At 60.5% G+C, this 16,076-nt stretch carries 11 protein-coding genes and 2 pseudogenes; 8 read left to right on the top strand and 5 right to left on the bottom strand.

Annotated features, from left to right (window positions below; all coding sequences use genetic code 11):
• Positions 1-220 precede the first annotated feature (220 nt).
• The 5 genes and pseudogenes from LPU83_RS70390 (at position 221) to LPU83_RS70370 (ending at position 5,259) form a co-directional block, all read left to right on the top strand.
• Positions 221-1,048, top strand: a complete 828-nt coding sequence (locus LPU83_RS70390) for a metallophosphoesterase family protein (protein WP_024317394.1) — start codon at positions 221-223, stop codon at positions 1,046-1,048.
• The gene (locus LPU83_RS70385) at positions 1,045-2,217 is read left to right on the top strand and encodes an ABC transporter ATP-binding protein (RefSeq protein WP_029710304.1); all 1,173 of its coding nucleotides are present in this window, start codon (positions 1,045-1,047) and stop codon (positions 2,215-2,217) included. The genes LPU83_RS70390 and LPU83_RS70385 overlap by 4 nt, the downstream gene beginning before the upstream one ends.
• The gene (locus LPU83_RS70380; RefSeq protein ID WP_024317397.1) at positions 2,207-3,136 is read left to right on the top strand and encodes a carbohydrate ABC transporter permease; all 930 of its coding nucleotides are present in this window, start codon (positions 2,207-2,209) and stop codon (positions 3,134-3,136) included. Before LPU83_RS70385 ends, LPU83_RS70380 begins: the two co-directional genes overlap by 11 nt.
• Positions 3,133-3,969: a carbohydrate ABC transporter permease gene (locus LPU83_RS70375; protein WP_024317398.1), complete on the top strand. Its 837-nt coding sequence runs from the start codon at positions 3,133-3,135 to the stop codon at positions 3,967-3,969. Before LPU83_RS70380 ends, LPU83_RS70375 begins: the two co-directional genes overlap by 4 nt.
• 25 nt (positions 3,970-3,994) lie before the next feature.
• A pseudogene (locus LPU83_RS70370) lies at positions 3,995-5,259 on the top strand (ABC transporter substrate-binding protein).
• Positions 5,260-5,316: 57 nt separating this feature from the next.
• Here LPU83_RS70370 and LPU83_RS70365 read toward each other — a convergent pair.
• Positions 5,317-6,293: pseudogene (locus tag LPU83_RS70365) on the bottom strand (substrate-binding domain-containing protein).
• A gap of 216 nt (positions 6,294-6,509) precedes the next feature.
• Here LPU83_RS70365 and LPU83_RS70360 point away from each other — a divergent pair.
• Positions 6,510-7,640, top strand: a complete 1,131-nt coding sequence (locus tag LPU83_RS70360) for a calcium:cation antiporter (RefSeq protein WP_024317399.1) — start codon at positions 6,510-6,512, stop codon at positions 7,638-7,640.
• Positions 7,641-7,819: 179 nt separating this feature from the next.
• On the opposite strand, the gene LPU83_RS70355 is transcribed toward LPU83_RS70360, so the two are convergent.
• From LPU83_RS70355 to LPU83_RS70340, 4 genes are all read right to left on the bottom strand, one after another.
• A complete protein-coding gene (locus tag LPU83_RS70355; RefSeq protein ID WP_024317400.1) occupies positions 7,820-8,179 on the bottom strand; it encodes an SPW repeat protein in 360 nt (119 codons plus the stop codon).
• A gap of 349 nt (positions 8,180-8,528) precedes the next feature.
• The gene (locus LPU83_RS70350; protein ID WP_024317401.1) at positions 8,529-10,322 is read right to left on the bottom strand and encodes an alpha/beta hydrolase family protein; all 1,794 of its coding nucleotides are present in this window, start codon (positions 10,320-10,322) and stop codon (positions 8,529-8,531) included.
• A gap of 148 nt (positions 10,323-10,470) precedes the next feature.
• The gene (locus LPU83_RS70345; RefSeq protein ID WP_024317402.1) at positions 10,471-11,889 is read right to left on the bottom strand and encodes a lipopolysaccharide biosynthesis protein; all 1,419 of its coding nucleotides are present in this window, start codon (positions 11,887-11,889) and stop codon (positions 10,471-10,473) included.
• The gene (locus LPU83_RS70340) at positions 11,886-12,968 is read right to left on the bottom strand and encodes an endo-1,4-beta-xylanase (RefSeq protein ID WP_024317403.1); all 1,083 of its coding nucleotides are present in this window, start codon (positions 12,966-12,968) and stop codon (positions 11,886-11,888) included. The genes LPU83_RS70345 and LPU83_RS70340 overlap by 4 nt, the downstream gene beginning before the upstream one ends.
• A gap of 200 nt (positions 12,969-13,168) precedes the next feature.
• Here LPU83_RS70340 and LPU83_RS70335 point away from each other — a divergent pair, with 200 nt between their 5' ends.
• Together LPU83_RS70335 and LPU83_RS70330 are read left to right on the top strand one after the other, a co-directional pair.
• Positions 13,169-14,650 (top strand): GumC family protein, encoded by a 1,482-nt coding sequence (locus LPU83_RS70335; RefSeq protein WP_024317404.1) that lies wholly within the window; start codon positions 13,169-13,171, stop codon positions 14,648-14,650.
• Positions 14,643-16,007, top strand: coding sequence for an O-antigen ligase family protein (locus tag LPU83_RS70330; protein WP_024317405.1), 1,365 nt, complete (start codon positions 14,643-14,645; stop codon positions 16,005-16,007). Before LPU83_RS70335 ends, LPU83_RS70330 begins: the two co-directional genes overlap by 8 nt.
• Positions 16,008-16,076: the final 69 nt, after the last annotated feature.

Here is a 16,076-nt window from a genome sequence, read left to right as displayed (position 1 = left end):
CGGGAGTTGCCGTAACAAGTACACCACCGCGCCCTGATTGCACCGCTGCGCACCAGTTCAATTCCGAACAGAACACCGTCATCTGCGTGACAGTTGTGCGACGAAAAAGAAACGGCGTTGGAAAACGATGTTACGGGCCTGACACAGGCCAGTATTAAAGAGGCTGCAAGCAAGCGTGCCTCATGGTCCGGCACGCTCCCGAACCGGAGAGCGGCCCCCTGTGAAAATCATCCAGATCACCGACACCCATTTCAGCCCCGAGAAGGCGCATTTCAATGGCAACTGGGCGCCTCTTCTGAATTGGATCGAGGCTACGGATGCTGACCTCGTCGTCCATACCGGCGACCTCACGGTCGACGGCGCCGACAAGGAAAGCGACATCACCTTCTGCATGGATCTTATGCGGCAGACGTCGATCCCGATGCTCATCGTGCCGGGCAATCACGACGTCGGCCACCTGCCAGGCTCGGATCAGCCGGTGAATCAAGAGCGCCTCCAGCGGTGGCGCGCGCTTGCCGGCGACGACCGCTGGATCGAAGACGCGAATGGCTGGCGCCTCGTCGGCCTCAACTCGCTGCTTCTCGGCCACGAGGACGATGAGGAGGAAGCGCAGTTTGAGTGGTTGCAGACCGTGTTCAAGGAACGCAACGGTCGCCGTCTGGCGCTGTTTGCTCACAAGCCGCTTTTCGTCGACGAGCCGCATGAAGGCGATACGGGCTACTGGTCCGTCGGGCCAAGCCAGCGCAGGCGGCTCTACGATCTGATTGCTGCCCACGACGTACCGCTCTTTGCCAGTGGTCACCTCCACTGGGCCTGGCAGGGACGCTTCGAAACCACATCGCTTGTCTGGGGTCCGTCGGCTGCCTTCATCATCGACAAGATGGAGCGTGCAATGCCGGGCGAACGTCTCGTCGGTGCTGTCATCCATACACTTCGCGAGGATGTCACAAGCGAGATCGTCACCGTGCCGGGCATGACAGCGCATGTGCTCGATGAAGTGGTGCACGAGGTCTATCCGAAAGCCGTCAAGACGGAGATGGCTGAATGAGCGCCCTATCCATTCGCGGCATCCATAAATCCTTTGGCAGCAGCCCGATCCTGAAGGGCGTCAGCCTCGATGCGGAGCCGGGCGAATTCATCGCGCTGATCGGTCCATCCGGCTGCGGCAAAAGCACGTTGCTGCGCATCCTGGCTGGCCTCGAGACCGCCGATGGCGGCGAGATTAAAGTTGCGAACAGGGACATCAGCACCCTCAAGGCGGCCGAGCGCAACATCGCGATGGTTTTCCAATCCTATGCACTTTATCCGCACCTGACCGCCGCCCAGAATATCGCCGTGCCGCTCGTCATGCGCCGGCTGACGCGCACCCAGCGCCTGCCCTTCATCGGGTCACTGATACCCGGCCAGCGCAAGGCGATCGCCGACATCAAGCGCGATGTGCGCAGCATGGCGGCTTCTTTGAAGATCGATCACCTTCTCGACCGCAAGCCGGGCCAGATGTCGGGCGGACAGCGCCAGCGCGTCGCTCTCGGCCGTGCCATGGTGCGCCAGCCGGCGGTCTTTTTGATGGACGAGCCGCTTTCCAACCTCGACGCCAACCTGCGTGTGCATGCCCGTGGCGAGATCGTCGACCTGCATCGCCGCGCCGGAGTACCGACCCTTTACGTCACCCACGACCAAGCCGAAGCACTTTCCATGGCAGACCGGGTCGCCGTGATGATCGGCGGCGCACTCCTCCAGCTTTCGCCACCGCGGGTCATCTATGACGATCCGCTGCATATTGAAGTCGCAACGTTCATCGGCCAGCCGCGCATCAATCTTCTGCCTTCGCAGATCGAGACGGATTCGACGGTGGCTCTCGGTAACGTGCGCTGTGCGCTCTCCAACCGCACTCTTTCGGCCGGCGCGGCAGTGACGCTCGGCATTCGACCGGAATTTGTCCGCATTGCGCGCGGCGGTGATAGCGGCCTGCCGGCCCGCGTCGAGCGCGTCGAATTCCTCGGCTCCGAGATCATCGTCCATAGCCGTCTGGATGCGATCGGCGAAACCATGATCGCCAAGGTCTCGCCCGCTGAAGGCACCGGCCTTGCCGCCGGCATGCCGATCCGCCTGCATGTTGCCTGCGAGCATATTCTCGTGTTCGGCCCCGACGGGGCACGCCAACCTGCAATGGCGCAGACGACCAGCGTTGCGCGGGAGGCTGCGCATGGCCGATAGTGCCGCAGCCTCGGGCGTCATCGCACATGCCCCGTCCAGGACCGCCGAGCGCCATGAAGCCCGGACGGCTTGGCTGCTGTCCCTGCCGGCGATCGTGCTCGTCTTCCTTTTCATCCTTGTGCCGGTCGCAGCAGTGATCGCGCTCGGCTTTTCCGATTTCGAGCTCGGTTATGCGGGCTTCAAGTTCGTCGGCGTCGAAAATTACGCAGAGCTCTTGACCGATCGCACCTTCAAGCGCTCGCTCTGGAATACGACGGTCTATACGGCGATCGTCACTCCGGTCTCGATTTTCATGGCGCTTGGCCTTGCCATGCTGATCGAAGCCGAGGGGTTCGGCCGCGCCTTCTTCAGGACAGCCTATTTCCTGCCCGTCGCCTCGTTGCTCGTCGCCATGGCGACGGTCTGGCAATATCTCTTTCATCCGACCATCGGCCCGGTCAACGCGATGCTGTCGCAAATCGGCATCCAGGGCCCGAACTGGCTCGGCGCATCGAGCACCGTACTCTATGGCCTGTCGATCATCGGCATCTGGCAGTCGGTGGGCTTCAACCTGGTGCTCTTCCTGGCAGGCCTCACCGCCATCCCCCGCGAACTCTATGCTGCAGCGGCAGTCGATGGCGCCCGCTCAGGCTGGGATCGCTTCCGTCTCGTCACCTGGCCCATGCTCGGGCCGACGACACTTTTCGTGACGACGATCAGCATCATCAACTCGGTCAAGGTCTTCGAAACGGTCAAGACGCTGACCGAGGGCGGCCCCAACAAGGCCTCCGAAGTGCTTCTTTTTACGATCTACCAGGAAGGCTTTGTCTATCTGCGCGTCGGCTATGCCTCGGCCATGACCGTCGTCTTCCTCGCCATTCTGGTCGTCCTGATGTTCCTGCAGTACCGTATCCAGGACCGGCAGGTGCACTACACATGAGCGCGAACACCTTCCCCCTCGCCCGGATCGTTCGGCTGTCAATCCTGAGCCTTGGCGCGCTCGTTTTCCTCGCGCCCTATATTTTCATGGTCTCGACGGCCGGCAAGGCACAGAGCGACATCTTCACGTCCTCGTTGTCGCTCGTCCCGCAGCAATGGTTTTATGTTCAGAACTTCACAAAGGCCTTGTCGCGCGTCTCGATGGGCAACCTGCTTTTCAACGGCGTGATTGTCTGCCTGCTGATCCTTGCCATCCAGGTGATAATCGCGGTCCCCTGTGCCTATGCCATGGCGAAGCTCAAATTCCGGGCGGCCCGCGCGATGATGGTGCTGGTCATGCTCGGCCTGCTGGTCCCCATCCATGCAACCGCGCTGCCGCTCTATGTCGCCTTCGATAAGGTGGGTGGCCTGAACAGCTATTTTGCGTTGGTTGCGCCCTTCACCATCTCGGTCTTTGGCATTTTCCTGTTCCTGCAGTTCTTCCGCTCCATCCCGGACGATCTGATCCATGCAGCCCGCCTCGACGGCATGATGGAGGTTGGCATCATCGCGCGCGTCATCGTACCGAACGCGTGGCCGGCGATCACCGCCTTTGCGATCTTCTCGGTCGTGGCGCATTGGAACGACCTCTACTGGCCGCTGATCGTCATCTCGAACCCGGCCTATGCCACACCGCCGCTCGGGCTTCTCTATTTCCGCGCCGCGGAGGCCGGAGACGACTACGGCGCGCTGATGGCAGCCGCTCTCATCATCACCTTCCCCCTCGTCGCCGCCTTCCTGCTGGCACAGAAACGCTTCGTCGAGGGCATCACCATGACCGGTCTCAAGGGCTGACCGGTCTGAACCCAGGAGCCACCCGATGAAGCATTTCACCCAGATACTCGCCGCTGCCGCGGTCGCCATGACGGTGTCGCTTCCGGCCCATGCCGAGACGACACTGACCGTGCATTATCCGATGCCGGGTTTCTTCAAGGACGTGATGGACACGATCTCGAAGAAGTTCATGGAGGAAAACCCTGACATCAAGATCCAGTTTGCAAACCCGTCGGCGACCTACGAGGAAGGTATCCAGACGATCATGCGCCAAGTCGGCACGCCCGAGATGCCGGACCTGACCTTCATCGGTCTCAACCGCCTGCGCATGGCCAATGAACGCGACATCCCGGTCGACATGGACCCGCTGATCGCCAAGGACAACAGCATGGCGGAACAGGGCTTCTCGAACAACATCCTGAAGCTCGCGCAGGTGAACGGCAAGCAGGTCGGCCTCGCCTTCGCGACCTCGAACCCGATCATGTATTACAATGCCGACCTGGTGAGGGCCGCAGGCGGCAACCCGGACAATCCGCCGACGAGCTGGGACGAGGTCATCGAACTTGGCGCCAAGATCAAGGCGCTTGGCAACGGCGTGATTCCATCGACTTCCGCTGGCAGGGCGACGACTGGATGTTCTCCGCGCTTCTGTTCGGCGCCGGCGGAAAGATGCTGAGCGAAGACGAAAGCAGCGTTGGCTTCAACGGTCCGGAAGGCCAGAAGGCGATGACCATTATCGACCGCATGGTCAAGGAAGCCGGCATGCCTGTCTTCACCAAGGCCGCCGGCGAGCAGGCCTTCGTTGCCGGCAAGGTTGGCTTTGCCTTCCAGACGACCGGCGCGTTGCGCAACACGATCAAGAATGTCGGCGGCAAGTTTGACCTGCGCACGGCCGAAATCCCGCTGATCGATCCGGTGAATGGCAAGTTGCCGACCGGCGGCAACGCGGTCGTCATCCTGACCCATGACGCCGCCAAGCAGGACGCCGCCTGGAAATTCGCCAAGTTTGCCGCTGGCCCCTATGGCGCCTCAGTCGTCGTGCCCGGCACCGGCTATGTGCCGAACAACGAGCTGGCCGCGAAATCCCCGGAATATCTCGGTGACTTCTACAAACAGAACCCGCTCTTCCAGGCCGGCCTGAAGCAAATGCCGCGCATGATCGCGTGGTACGCATTCCCGGGCGCAAATGGTGTTCGCGTCACACAGACGATCGTCGACAACACCTCGCGTGTCGTCGACCAGTCCGCGACGCCGCAGGAAGCGCTGGACGACGCTGCTGATGAAGTAAAGCGTCTGCTGCCACGCAGCTGATCGCCAAGCTGAATGAGGACGACGACCACCGCTCCCGTGTAGCGGTGGTTTTGCTTTTCAGATCGCGCGAACTGTTCCGCCGCGCCGCAGGCAATAGGCGATATCGAAATGCCGGGCAGGTGCCGCGTTCTCGGCCATATCCAGGAGCAACGAGGCGGCCGTTGCCCCCATGCTGGCGTCCGGCATTTCCATCGTCGTCAGCGGCGGATCCATCATCTGGCCGATTGCGATGCCGTCGAAGCCGACCACCGAGACATCGCGCGGCACGCAAAGTCCCTCGCGCCGCAAGGCCCCGATCACCCCGAAAGCCAAAAGATCGTTGGAGGCAATGATGGCGGTTGGCGAAAACCTGGCCAAGACGGCGCTCAAATCGAGCTGGTCATAGCCGCCAACGAAGGCAATCTGTACCGGATCCACCGCTGCGACACCGTCCTCCAGCATCGCCTGCCGGTAACCCTCATGCCGCAGCCGCGCCCGATCGGAAGCGATAAAGGTGCCGGAGACAAACAGGATTGCTTTGTGGCCAAGTGCGGTGAGCATTTTCGTCGCTTCGTATCCCGCCCCGAAGTTGTCGACGGTGACGGCGGCCGGAAACATCTCTGTCGGAAGGTTGCCGAGGAGGACGGTCGGCGGCATGGATGACGGTAAGTTCTGGTGCTCAACGGATCGCACAAAGTCAGGATCAGTCCCGTCGGCCGGTCGTTCAACAACGCCTGTATGGCATCCGCTTCCCGCGCGGGCTCATAGTGTGATTGCGCAATCAGAACCCCGTGACCTCCAACCAGCATCCTGTTCTCGATACCGGATAGGGACGAGGAGAAGACGGGATTGGTGATGCTCGGGATCAGAACGCCGATTACGGGACGTCTGCCAACCTTGCCACCTGCAGCTGTCGATCGGTAGCCGAGCTCGGCGGCAGCGCGCCGAACGCGCCGGCTCATCGCGTCGCTAACGGAACCATTGAGCCTAAGGGCTCGGCTCGCCGTCGCAAGCGAACAACCAGCTCTTTGCGCCACTTGCTGCAACGTCGTCATGTGCGCTTCCCCAATTATCGAACCGACCAATAGTCGGGCCTATTTCGACTTTTGAGATGAAGGATTTATGTCAGCGGGAAACGGTTGCGCACCATCAGCGGCAATCAAGGCGACCGGTGGCCGCATCAACCCAGTGAGGCCCGGCTTGAGTGATGGGAGTGGACGGACGGGCCGGGGTGTGGCGTATTCTTCGAAACGACTAGGAGGACCTGCAGAATGAACCCGGAAGTGGCCGTGCCGCAACGTCCCAGGTTGGCGCTGATACGCCGGGAATGGCTGCTTTTGGTCAGCATTGCGACGAGCGTCGTGTTCCTCCTTTTCGGTGAGGTTTTCTTCGGGTTGCTTGCCAATCCGATATGGCTGGCAGTTATTTTCGTTTGGCTGTTTTCAGTCGTGCTTGGTTCTGCACTATCAGTCGTGCGCCACGCCGATCATCTTGCGGAGCAACTGGGCGAGCCGTATGGGACGCTTATCCTCACGCTTGCCATTACGTCGATCGAGGTGATGGCCATTACTGCGGTCATGCGGCACGGCGAAAGCAACCCGACGCTGGTGCGTGACACGCTTTTTGCCGTCGTGATGATCATCCTCAATGGCATGGTTGGCCTGTCCTTGCTGATGGGAGGCTGGCGGCGGCACGAGCAGCACCACAATCTGCAGGGCGCCAACGCCTATCTCGGCGTTATCGTGCCTCTGGCAACCCTCAGCATGATTATGCCGAATTTTACGCATCCGACAAATGGACCGCCCTATTCCCCCGTCCAACAAACGGTTCTCGCCTTCATTTCCGTTGGGCTCTACGGCGTGTTCCTGACGCTGCAGACCGGTCGCCATAGAGGCTTCTTCATCGATGATGCCGGTGAGGCGGCGGGTGGGCATGGCAGAACCACAGAAGGACCTCTATGGCCGCCCGTTATTCTGTTGGTTGCCTACATGGCTCTCGTCGTTTTCCTGGTCGAACAGCTGGCTGCGCCAATCGATTATTTTATCGAGACACTTCGCGCTCCCGCAGCGCTGGGCGGCGTCGTCATGGCTGTCCTCGTCGCGACACCGGAGGCAATCAGCGCCGTGCGAGCCTCGGTCGCCAATCATCTGCAGCGGTCGGTCAACATCTTCCTGGGATCGGTTCTTTCGACGATCGGACTGACCGTACCTGCAATGCTGGTCATCAGTCACCTCACTGGCCATCCAGTCGTGCTCGGCCTAGAGCGCACCGATGCCGTGATGCTCATCCTGACGCTCGCTCTCAGCATCATCACATTTGCGAGCGGTCGCACGCACCTGATGCAAGGCGCCGTGCACCTCGTTCTCTTCGTCGCCTACTTCCTGCTGATATTCGAAGTTTGAGGGGCCTTGCCTGCTGATGATCCGTCCTGCTCATGATCTGTCGGCGCCACAGCACGATCGGTATTGGGTATTGCTCTTCGCGAATCAATGCCGATCGCGAATCGAACTTCACCATCATTTGAGCGGTGGACACGTTCAGTTCACAGGGTCCACCGCTGCGGCGACCGGATCAGGCCTGGCTAAGCGTGGGCGTGCGGATGATGAACATCCCAGACTGCCCACAGCGACACGGCGGCAACGAGCACACCAAGCACGATAACCGTCCACATCGCGCTCGCATTGGCCGCAAAGCCGAGCACCCAGGGCGACACAATCAACCAGAGGCCGAGCACGAGATTTGCCCATTCCTCCCATTCGGAAAACGCCGACAGCGCCGCTGTGGCTAGCGCAGCAAGCATGACGGCAACGATCCAGGCATTCCAGCTCGGCATCGCCTCGGCCGCGAAACCGACAACCCACGGCGAGACGAACAAGCAAACCGCCAGAACCAGATTGGCCCAGTCCTGCCTTTTCCTTCCTTCCATCAAGGTGATTGCCATGATGACCTCCCAATTTGAAGCTTATCAGGCGTCGCGTGAACTTCACGCTTAAGTATACAAATTGGTAAACCATAAGACTTAATTCAAGATATGACCAAACAATGCCTAAACCCTTGCGCCTACAATGGCGCTCGCGAAGCCCATTCCGTCAGGCCAACCCAAGCGACTTCCCGCATAGATTGCAGTTTGTCGATCTGCACCTATCAACGTGGGTTATCGTTCGAGCGGCAGAAATACAGCCGAGGTTCTGCGATTCCGATCGCCATGAAAGCCCGAGATCACCTCAGCGGGGCCGCGCATGTTGAGCAGTGTGACGTTTGTAACGACAACCGGAGCCTACCGATCCGCGTCAGCCGTGAGCCGCACGTTGCTCATGACAACGGTTGACAAGTGAAAGAGCTTGCAGCTTTGTCAGCTCAATCATCCTTTCACGCGCCGGCAGCGGCGTGAGATTATGGTCGGCATCCGGAAACAGATGCAGTTGCACATTGGGGTAGGCAGACAGTTTTTCACCCGCATCGCCAAAGTTGACCCGGAACATCTCCTGCCCCTCGTCACCTTCCGTATAGATGATCGAAAGCGGGGTGCCACGGTTGGCCAGGGCCTGAAAATCGCGATGAACGTGGCCCGTGAGCTGCGTGATCGGCATGGCTGGCGCAAAGACGGGAGACAGCCCGCCGGCCATCCGATCGACGAGGCGCATGGAGATATTCTTGGTTACCGCGGTCAGATCAAGGTCGCCGGCCCAAAGGCGGCGAACCGTCTCGATATCCAGGGCATTCCTCATATAGGCCTTGAGCGTCTTCGGGAGCCCCTTGAAGCGCCAACGGAACGCGACCGGATTGACGATCATGCACGCGTCCCAGCGCGGATCGGCAAGGGCGCTTCTGAAGGCGACGTAGGCACCGCTGCAGCGTCCGATCAGCAGCGTGCGTTCGCTTATGCCAAGACTGTCAACATAGTCGCGGGCCATGCCGGCATCGGCAATCTGGGCCTCGTCATAGAGAACCTGTTTGCGACGGGTTGCGACCGGCGGGCTGTCCCCGACGCCGGCGCTGTCAAAGCGCAAGGACGAAACGCCGACGCTCGCCAGCTCGCGTGCAAGCGCGACCGAGGAGCGGGCCCAACCTGCCGCATGATCATAGGCCGTCGTCAGAATAACGGCGGTCACGCCGATCGAATGACCGGTTGGCTCGCACAAAACCCCGTAGAGCCGGTCGTTTGGACCGAAGCGAACGCCCGTCTCGCGAATTGCACCGGCACTGACCGATGCAATCGGCGAAGGCTTCTTGGCCGGTAGCGTACTCCGGCCCTGATATTGTGGCAGCGATTGCAGCCACCCGATCAGTTCATCGATGAGCGCGTCAGGGATTTCCTGGTTCAGCGGGTTGGATACAAGCGCATCATATCCGGCAAAGGGTGTCGCGCGCAGCTGGCAGCCTGCGGCTTGGAGACGGTCGCGAAACGTCGTGTCGGCTTCCAAGCCTGGGCGCTCGGCCAAGAAGGCATGTGGCTTGATGGTAATTTCGAGGCCGTTGAGGTCGACTGCCTTGAGGTCTTCTGCCACAGCGCGCGGCATGCGCAATCCAGCAATCGACCCGGGCGCGCTATCGCGCAGCTCCTGCTTTATGCCGAGACCATCATCAATGAGCCGCGAAAACAACGAAAGTTCGCGCAGATAGGCACGCCCTTTGAGCACCGGCGCCAAAAGGGCAATCGCCGCAACTGATGGCTCAAAATGCGCCTGCATGAGGGCGAGACTGGCGCCGATGCCCTGGCCGATGAACACGAGGTTTCGGGCGCCCGAAAGCATCTTGAGTTCTTCGGCGGCCTTGCCGATCACCTCGGACCACACCGACAAGCCGCGTTCGGCCGACGTCTCGTCGAGCGAATTCACAGTTCCGGGATAATCAAAGCGCAGGCTCGCGACGCCGACTTCTGCGAACCGTTCCGCCAAGATACGGTAGAACCGGCGCGTGCACATCTCCTCGATCCCCCAGGGGTTGAGGAGAAGCACTGCGAGATCGCTCTTGGGGGCGTTATTATCGGCTGGCGTAAACAAGCCAGCATGCGACCCGAAGACCGTCGGCTGCGAGGCAGAACGCCCCTTTCCTTCGTCGGAGTTCATGCCAGTCTGATTCACCACGGCCTCCCTTGCCTAGCCTTCCGATTGCGTGCCCGCCGAAGGTATCTCCCGCTGATATACTTGAGGCGTTAAGAATTCGCGGAAGCTCAGTGGCGTTATCTTACCTTTTGGTCCGTGCTCGATTACAAGACCCCAGTGTCCCCGATCAGGCTGGCCGCAGTCGCCTCGTCAGCGCGATGCGCACGCCGGCGAGGTTCAGCGCAAATGCGGCTGCCGCATAAGCGACGACGCCCGTGACGATTGGCACAGTCAAGTCGAAGACAGCATTGCCGGTCGGATGCCTGACGACGATGAAGGTCGGTGCCGCCATCGTAGCGGTTGCAAGACTGACCTTGACGATCGGGCGCAGGTCGAGTGGCAAGCGATGGGCGCGGTAGGACAGGAAGTACCCGGCGATCACGCCACCTATCTCTGCGATCAGCAGCGCCCATGCCGCGCCGACAAGCTGAAAACGCGGGACGAGGACGAACATGCCGATGATGTTGATTGCCAGAATGATCATGCCTTGCACGCCCATAAGGCTCGGCTTCTTCGCCAGCTGAAAGCTGACATGGACGAACTGGTAGGAGATCGAGCGAAACAGCCAGGCAAAGACAAGGATCGGGATGAGGATGGCAGCCGCATCGCGAAACTCGGCCCCAAGGATCAGGCTTGCAAAACCAGGCGCCACCAGAGCCAGTCCAACGACCATCGGCATCAGCACGGTCAGCAGCACCTCTGACGTTTGCATCAGATGCCGGTTTGTGGCCTTGTGGCCATCCTGCGCCAGCAAACGGATTGCCAGCGGAATCGTTGCCGAGCCAATTGCGACACCGGGAAACAGGATGATCTGCCGGACGAGATCGGCAGCAGCACCATAGACGCCTGCGGCCGTCTCGCCGATAAAGGTTACGATGATCATTCGGTCGAGAACCGTGTGCAGCACGAAGACGAAGGACGAAGCGGTCATCGGCAGGCCAAAGCGCAACATATCTTTAAGCAGCCCGGTATCGAACGGATGGCGCGGCTGGCGCCAGACATCTCGCGCGTAGATCAAGAGGGTCACGAAATAGGAGCAGGCCACGCTGACGAGCAGGCCCTGCCCGCCCATGCCGAACACCGTCACCAGGCCGGCGGAGAAGATGAGCGTCAGCACAGCACGCAGGATGACCGACCACATGTAGGCGCCGGTCTGCTGGCGTGAGCGGAATACCTCCTGCACGAACTCGAACAGCCCGACCATGAAGGCAACGAATACAGCAGGCACGACATAGGTCGACGAGTCCTCGGCGATCAGCCAGGTTGCGAGAATGACGAGCGGGCTGAGAAGCATCAGTCCCGCATAGGCGCAAAGCGCGGTGGTGCGGACATCCTTCGATCCACCTTCGGAATCGAAACGCAGCACCGAGAATTTTATCCATCCGAACAGCAGGGTCGATATGACGCCGGCGACACCGGTGCCGACGACATAGATGCCGTATTCGTGCGGGCTCAGTATGCGGGTGAAGAGCACGACCGAGACGAACCCGAACAAAGCCGAGACGGCGTTGGCAATCATGTATGTCGAGATCTGGCGAAACATCATTCGGCAGCACCCGTGAATTCGTCGATCACCTTCATCAGCGCCTTTGGGCGGCACCCGGCATCGAGCGGCAGCGGACGGTTGGGCTTACCGTCGTCGCGCTTGAACCACGTCGGCACCCATGTATAGCGATCGGTGATGCCCCAGGTCAGAATTGCACTTGGCCGCGCCACGTCAGAGATCGCTTTGAGGAAATCACCCGCCCGTGCCGCGACGATCTGGTCCCGGTCATATTCCCGGGCGGGCAGCTTGTTGTCGATCACGTCGAGTTCGGTCACGAGAACCTCGAGCTGCATTCCCTTCACCGCCTCGACGAATTTCGACAGGCCTTCCTTGTCGATTTCCATGTCGCCCGGAAGATGTCCCTGAATGCCAACGGCATGGAGCGGCACGTCGCGATCCTTCAGATCGCGCAGCAGGTCGAGTAACGCCTGGCGCCGGTCGCGGCACTGCTGTGTCGGGTTCTCAATATTGTAGTCATTGATCACGAGCTGAGCGGAGGGGTCGACATCAGCAGCAGTGCGCAGGGCAAGCTCGATGTAGCGCTTGCCCAGCCGCTCCTGCCAGATCGAGTTACGGATCGTCGCCCCACTCTCGGGATGCTCGGCGATCGCCTCGTTGACCACGTCCCAGCTTGGAATCCGCCCCTGGTAGCGTCCGACGACGGTGGTGATGTGATGGACGAGCTCGCGTTCGGCTTGCGCCGGGCTCGCAATGGTCTGAGTCCAATCCGGCATGGCTCCGTACCAGGCGAGCGTGTGGCCGCGCATCTGCATGCCGTTCCGATCGGCAAAATCGATCAGCCGGTCAGGTTGATCGAACACGAACTGGTCCTCACTCGGACGCAGGTCGAACCATTTCAATCCACCCTCGCCGACCACGAGTTGGCAGTGGTCGACGATGGCTGCCTTGTAGTCGAATTCCGTATCGAGAAGATCTGTACGCACTGCCGTGCCATAAGGGATCACGCCTCTTACAGGCGCTGCCTTGGCAGTCGGGTCACTCCAGACAAAAGGATCGAGCGCACCGGAGGATGCCAGTCCGGCACCCAATGCGCCGAAAACGAAGTCCCGCCTGCGCATAAACTGAAATCCCTAGTGTGTATTAATGAACCAGAATTCGACCGCGCACGCGGGCAAGGCTTTCAACGTCTGCTCTTTAGTGGAGACTTGCTTCGCGCGCACGCGACAATTGAAATCGCTCTTAATGGATACTTAAGGAAAATCAGGTCTCTTAACCATAGGTTCGCGCTTTGGCGCCGTGTCAATAAGATCTCGCCGCCATGTATGAAGCCGCTCCCCGACATCAGACTCCGGTCATCAGTACGCGTGGCTGGGCAACGAATCGGGAGCAGCTCGATGTTGCCGTTCCAGGGCGGCCGGTACTGAAGGTTGCCGAGCCCCCTGCCGCAGAAAGCCGCTCTTTCGTCCTTCAGGAGCTGCTTCAGTTTGACCTTGCACGCATCTTTAACTGGTTGCGCTCCGGTCTTGTGTGGATCATTGCGTTTGCCATCTTAGGTGCTGTGGCCGGCTATGCCGTCGTATTCGTCGTAAAGCCGCGCTTTACGGCCGGAATCGACCTTCTCGTCGATCCGTCAAACCTGCGGGTCGTCGCTGACGACATCTTCTCCGAAAGCATGCAGCGAGACACGCAACTGCTGGATGTCGAGAGCAAATTGCGGGTCCTGACATCAGGTAACGTGTTAAGCCGCGTGATCGACGACCTGAAGCTCACCGTGGATCCCGAGTTCGTTTCACCGACATCGAAGGATCCGACCAGCGACGCGCTGCGCGCGCTTGCAAAACGCGTCACCGCCCGCCGGGACGAGCGCTCGTTCATCGTCAACGTCGCCGTATGGACGCAAAGCCCGGCTAAATCCGTTACCATCACCAACGCCGTTGCAACCGCCTTCCAGGAGGAACTCGCCAAGGCGGAATCGGAAGGAGCCGGCCGGGCAGCAAGCTCGCTGTTTGCGCGCCTCGGCGATCTGAAGGTCGAGGTCGCCAAGGCAGAAGCTGCCGTCGAGGCGTTCAAGCGCGAACAGGGGTTGCAATCAAGTTCCGGGGAACTTGTGAGCACCCTGATGTCAAACCAGACGAACACACAGCTGATCGACGCCAAGGCGCGCCTCATCCAGGCGCAGTCGCGTTATAATGAACTTGTATCCACCAACCCGAAGAACCGTCTCAACGCCGCTGCGCTGCAGTCGGAAACGATGACGATGCTGCGCACGCAGTATTCGACCCTCAGGCAACGCGTGACGTCTCAATCGGCCGTGCTGGGGCCGCGTCATCCGATGATCCTGGGGCTCGGGCCCCAGCTCAGAGCGCTGGAAGGCCAGATCGACGCCGAGACGGCACGCATCGTGCAAGCCGCAAAGGCCGAACTCGACCAAGCCGGATCGGCGCTTGACGCGCTGAACTCGGAAGCCAACCAGATGAAATCCTCAGTCTTCCAGGATACCGCAGCGCAGATCCACCTGCGCGAACTGGAGCGCGAGGCGCGCGCCAAGGCGACGGTCTACGAAGCCTTCATGGCCAGGGCAGGAGAAGCCGCTGAGCGCCAGCAGATCGACACGACCAATGTGCGGATTGTTTCAGCGGCAGTCGTCCCGACAGCGCGCAGCTTCCCGCCGCGCGGCTATGTGCTTTCTGGTGCTGGCGGCGTCGTCGGCCTTTGCCTCGGCCTTGCCGTCGCGGTCTTGTTGGGCCTCTGGCGAGACTATCGCCGGCTGAGCGCAGCTTTCGGCAACGCCTATGGCTGACATTGGCAGGACTGCCCGGGTCAGAAACGGCGGCGCCTTCGCAGCCTTTCTCTTCCTGGCTATCTTCAGCTACTTCTGGGTCGGATTGAACCCGTTTCCTGATCCGAACGCCGCCAGCCTTTCCACACCCTATGGCGGCAGCTCGAACGTCCTCAATCAGTTAATCGTGATCGCCATGTCGGGTGTGGTGCTGGCCACAATATTGCAGAACCCGGCGCGTCACCTGCTGCTGCGCCCCTATGGCCTCCTGATTTGTCTGCTCGCGTGGCTGCTCTTCACCGGTCTCTTTGCGGGCGATCCGAGCGCGGCCTTCCGGCGCATCGTTTTTGCGATCCTGGTCTGCCTTTGCGCAAATGCGACGCTGCTCATTCCAACAAATGGCGCGCAGTTCGCAAAACTCATGTGTATTGGCCTGACGTTTGCGATCGGCCTTTCCTATTTTGGCGTCCTTGTCCTACCGCACCTTGCCGTCCATCAGGTGACAGATGCGCTGGAGCAGTCGCTTGCGGGTGACTGGCGCGGTCACTTCGGCCATAAGAACATTGCCGCCGCGGCAATGGTTTATGCCGTTTTCTTCGGCCTCTACATCGCAAAGGCGGGGCACGCCCGGCTCGGGTCCCTGATTGCGCTGTCAGCGGGCTTCTTCGTGCTTCATGCTGGCGGCAAGACCTCGGCGGCGATGCTCCCGGCAATCCTTCTGCTCGCCTGGATTTTTGAACGCTGGACCAGGCTCGGCATGGTGATGCTGGCCGGCGGCCTCGTCAGTTTGAACCTGATCTTGCTTTCGGCGGCGGTATCGCCTTCCTTCAGCAGTTTGCTTGCATCGGCCGGCATCGATCCAACCTTCACCGACCGCGGCTCCATCTGGCGCCTTGCACTTTCGGCAATCGCGGAGCGACCGATCATCGGCTATGGTTTCCAGTCGTTCTGGCAGACCGATGCCCTGTTCAACAGCGGCCAGGCGATGACCACCTGGGCGGTAACTGCCGCCAATTCACACAACGGCTATGTCGAGCAGCTGATCAATGGCGGCATCCCAGCGCTGGCAATGACGGTCACCTGGCTGGTGATCCTGCCCATTGGCTACGCCCGCCGTGCACTTGCCGGCAGCAACGACATAACATTGACGCGCCTGTTCTTGCGGATCTGGCTGTTCTCGCTGTTTCTGGCCTGCCTCGAAAGTCCCTTCTTCGGCAACAGCGGACCGATCTGGTTCACGATGCTGCTTGCTGTTTTCGGTTTGAGATTGCAAGCCAATGCCGGTCTTGTCGTCAGCGCACCTGCAGCGCCGGTGCTGAAGGTGGATCTTTGCTCCGCGCCGCCGGCCAAGGCGGCGGTTTCGGGAAAAGCCCGTTAACCTCATCCTTAGCCCCCGATTGTAGAATGCCGGCCAGCCAACTACAGCTTCGCCGCCGACAGTGGACAA

The sequence above is a fragment of the Rhizobium favelukesii genome, from assembly GCF_000577275.2.
GTDB lineage: Bacteria > Pseudomonadota > Alphaproteobacteria > Rhizobiales > Rhizobiaceae > Rhizobium > Rhizobium favelukesii.
Note: the sequence above shows the minus strand (reverse complement) of the source record. Positions and strands in the feature narration are given on the sequence as shown.

Bases quoted from the DNA above. Each gene is read 5' to 3' on its own strand.
- LPU83_RS70385 (WP_029710304.1), top strand. From the start codon at position 1,045: ATGAGCGCCCTATCCATTCGCGGCATCCATAAATCCTTTGGCAGCAGC.
- LPU83_RS70380 (WP_024317397.1), top strand. From the start codon at position 2,207: ATGGCCGATAGTGCCGCAGCCTCGGGCGTCATCGCACATGCCCCGTCC.
- LPU83_RS70375 (WP_024317398.1), top strand. From the start codon at position 3,133: ATGAGCGCGAACACCTTCCCCCTCGCCCGGATCGTTCGGCTGTCAATC.
- LPU83_RS70360 (WP_024317399.1), top strand. From the start codon at position 6,510: ATGAACCCGGAAGTGGCCGTGCCGCAACGTCCCAGGTTGGCGCTGATA.
- LPU83_RS70355 (WP_024317400.1), bottom strand. From the start codon at position 8,179: ATGGCAATCACCTTGATGGAAGGAAGGAAAAGGCAGGACTGGGCCAAT.
- LPU83_RS70345 (WP_024317402.1), bottom strand. From the start codon at position 11,889: ATGATGTTTCGCCAGATCTCGACATACATGATTGCCAACGCCGTCTCG.
- LPU83_RS70340 (WP_024317403.1), bottom strand. From the start codon at position 12,968: ATGCGCAGGCGGGACTTCGTTTTCGGCGCATTGGGTGCCGGACTGGCA.
- LPU83_RS70335 (WP_024317404.1), top strand. From the start codon at position 13,169: ATGTATGAAGCCGCTCCCCGACATCAGACTCCGGTCATCAGTACGCGT.
- LPU83_RS70330 (WP_024317405.1), top strand. From the start codon at position 14,643: ATGGCTGACATTGGCAGGACTGCCCGGGTCAGAAACGGCGGCGCCTTC.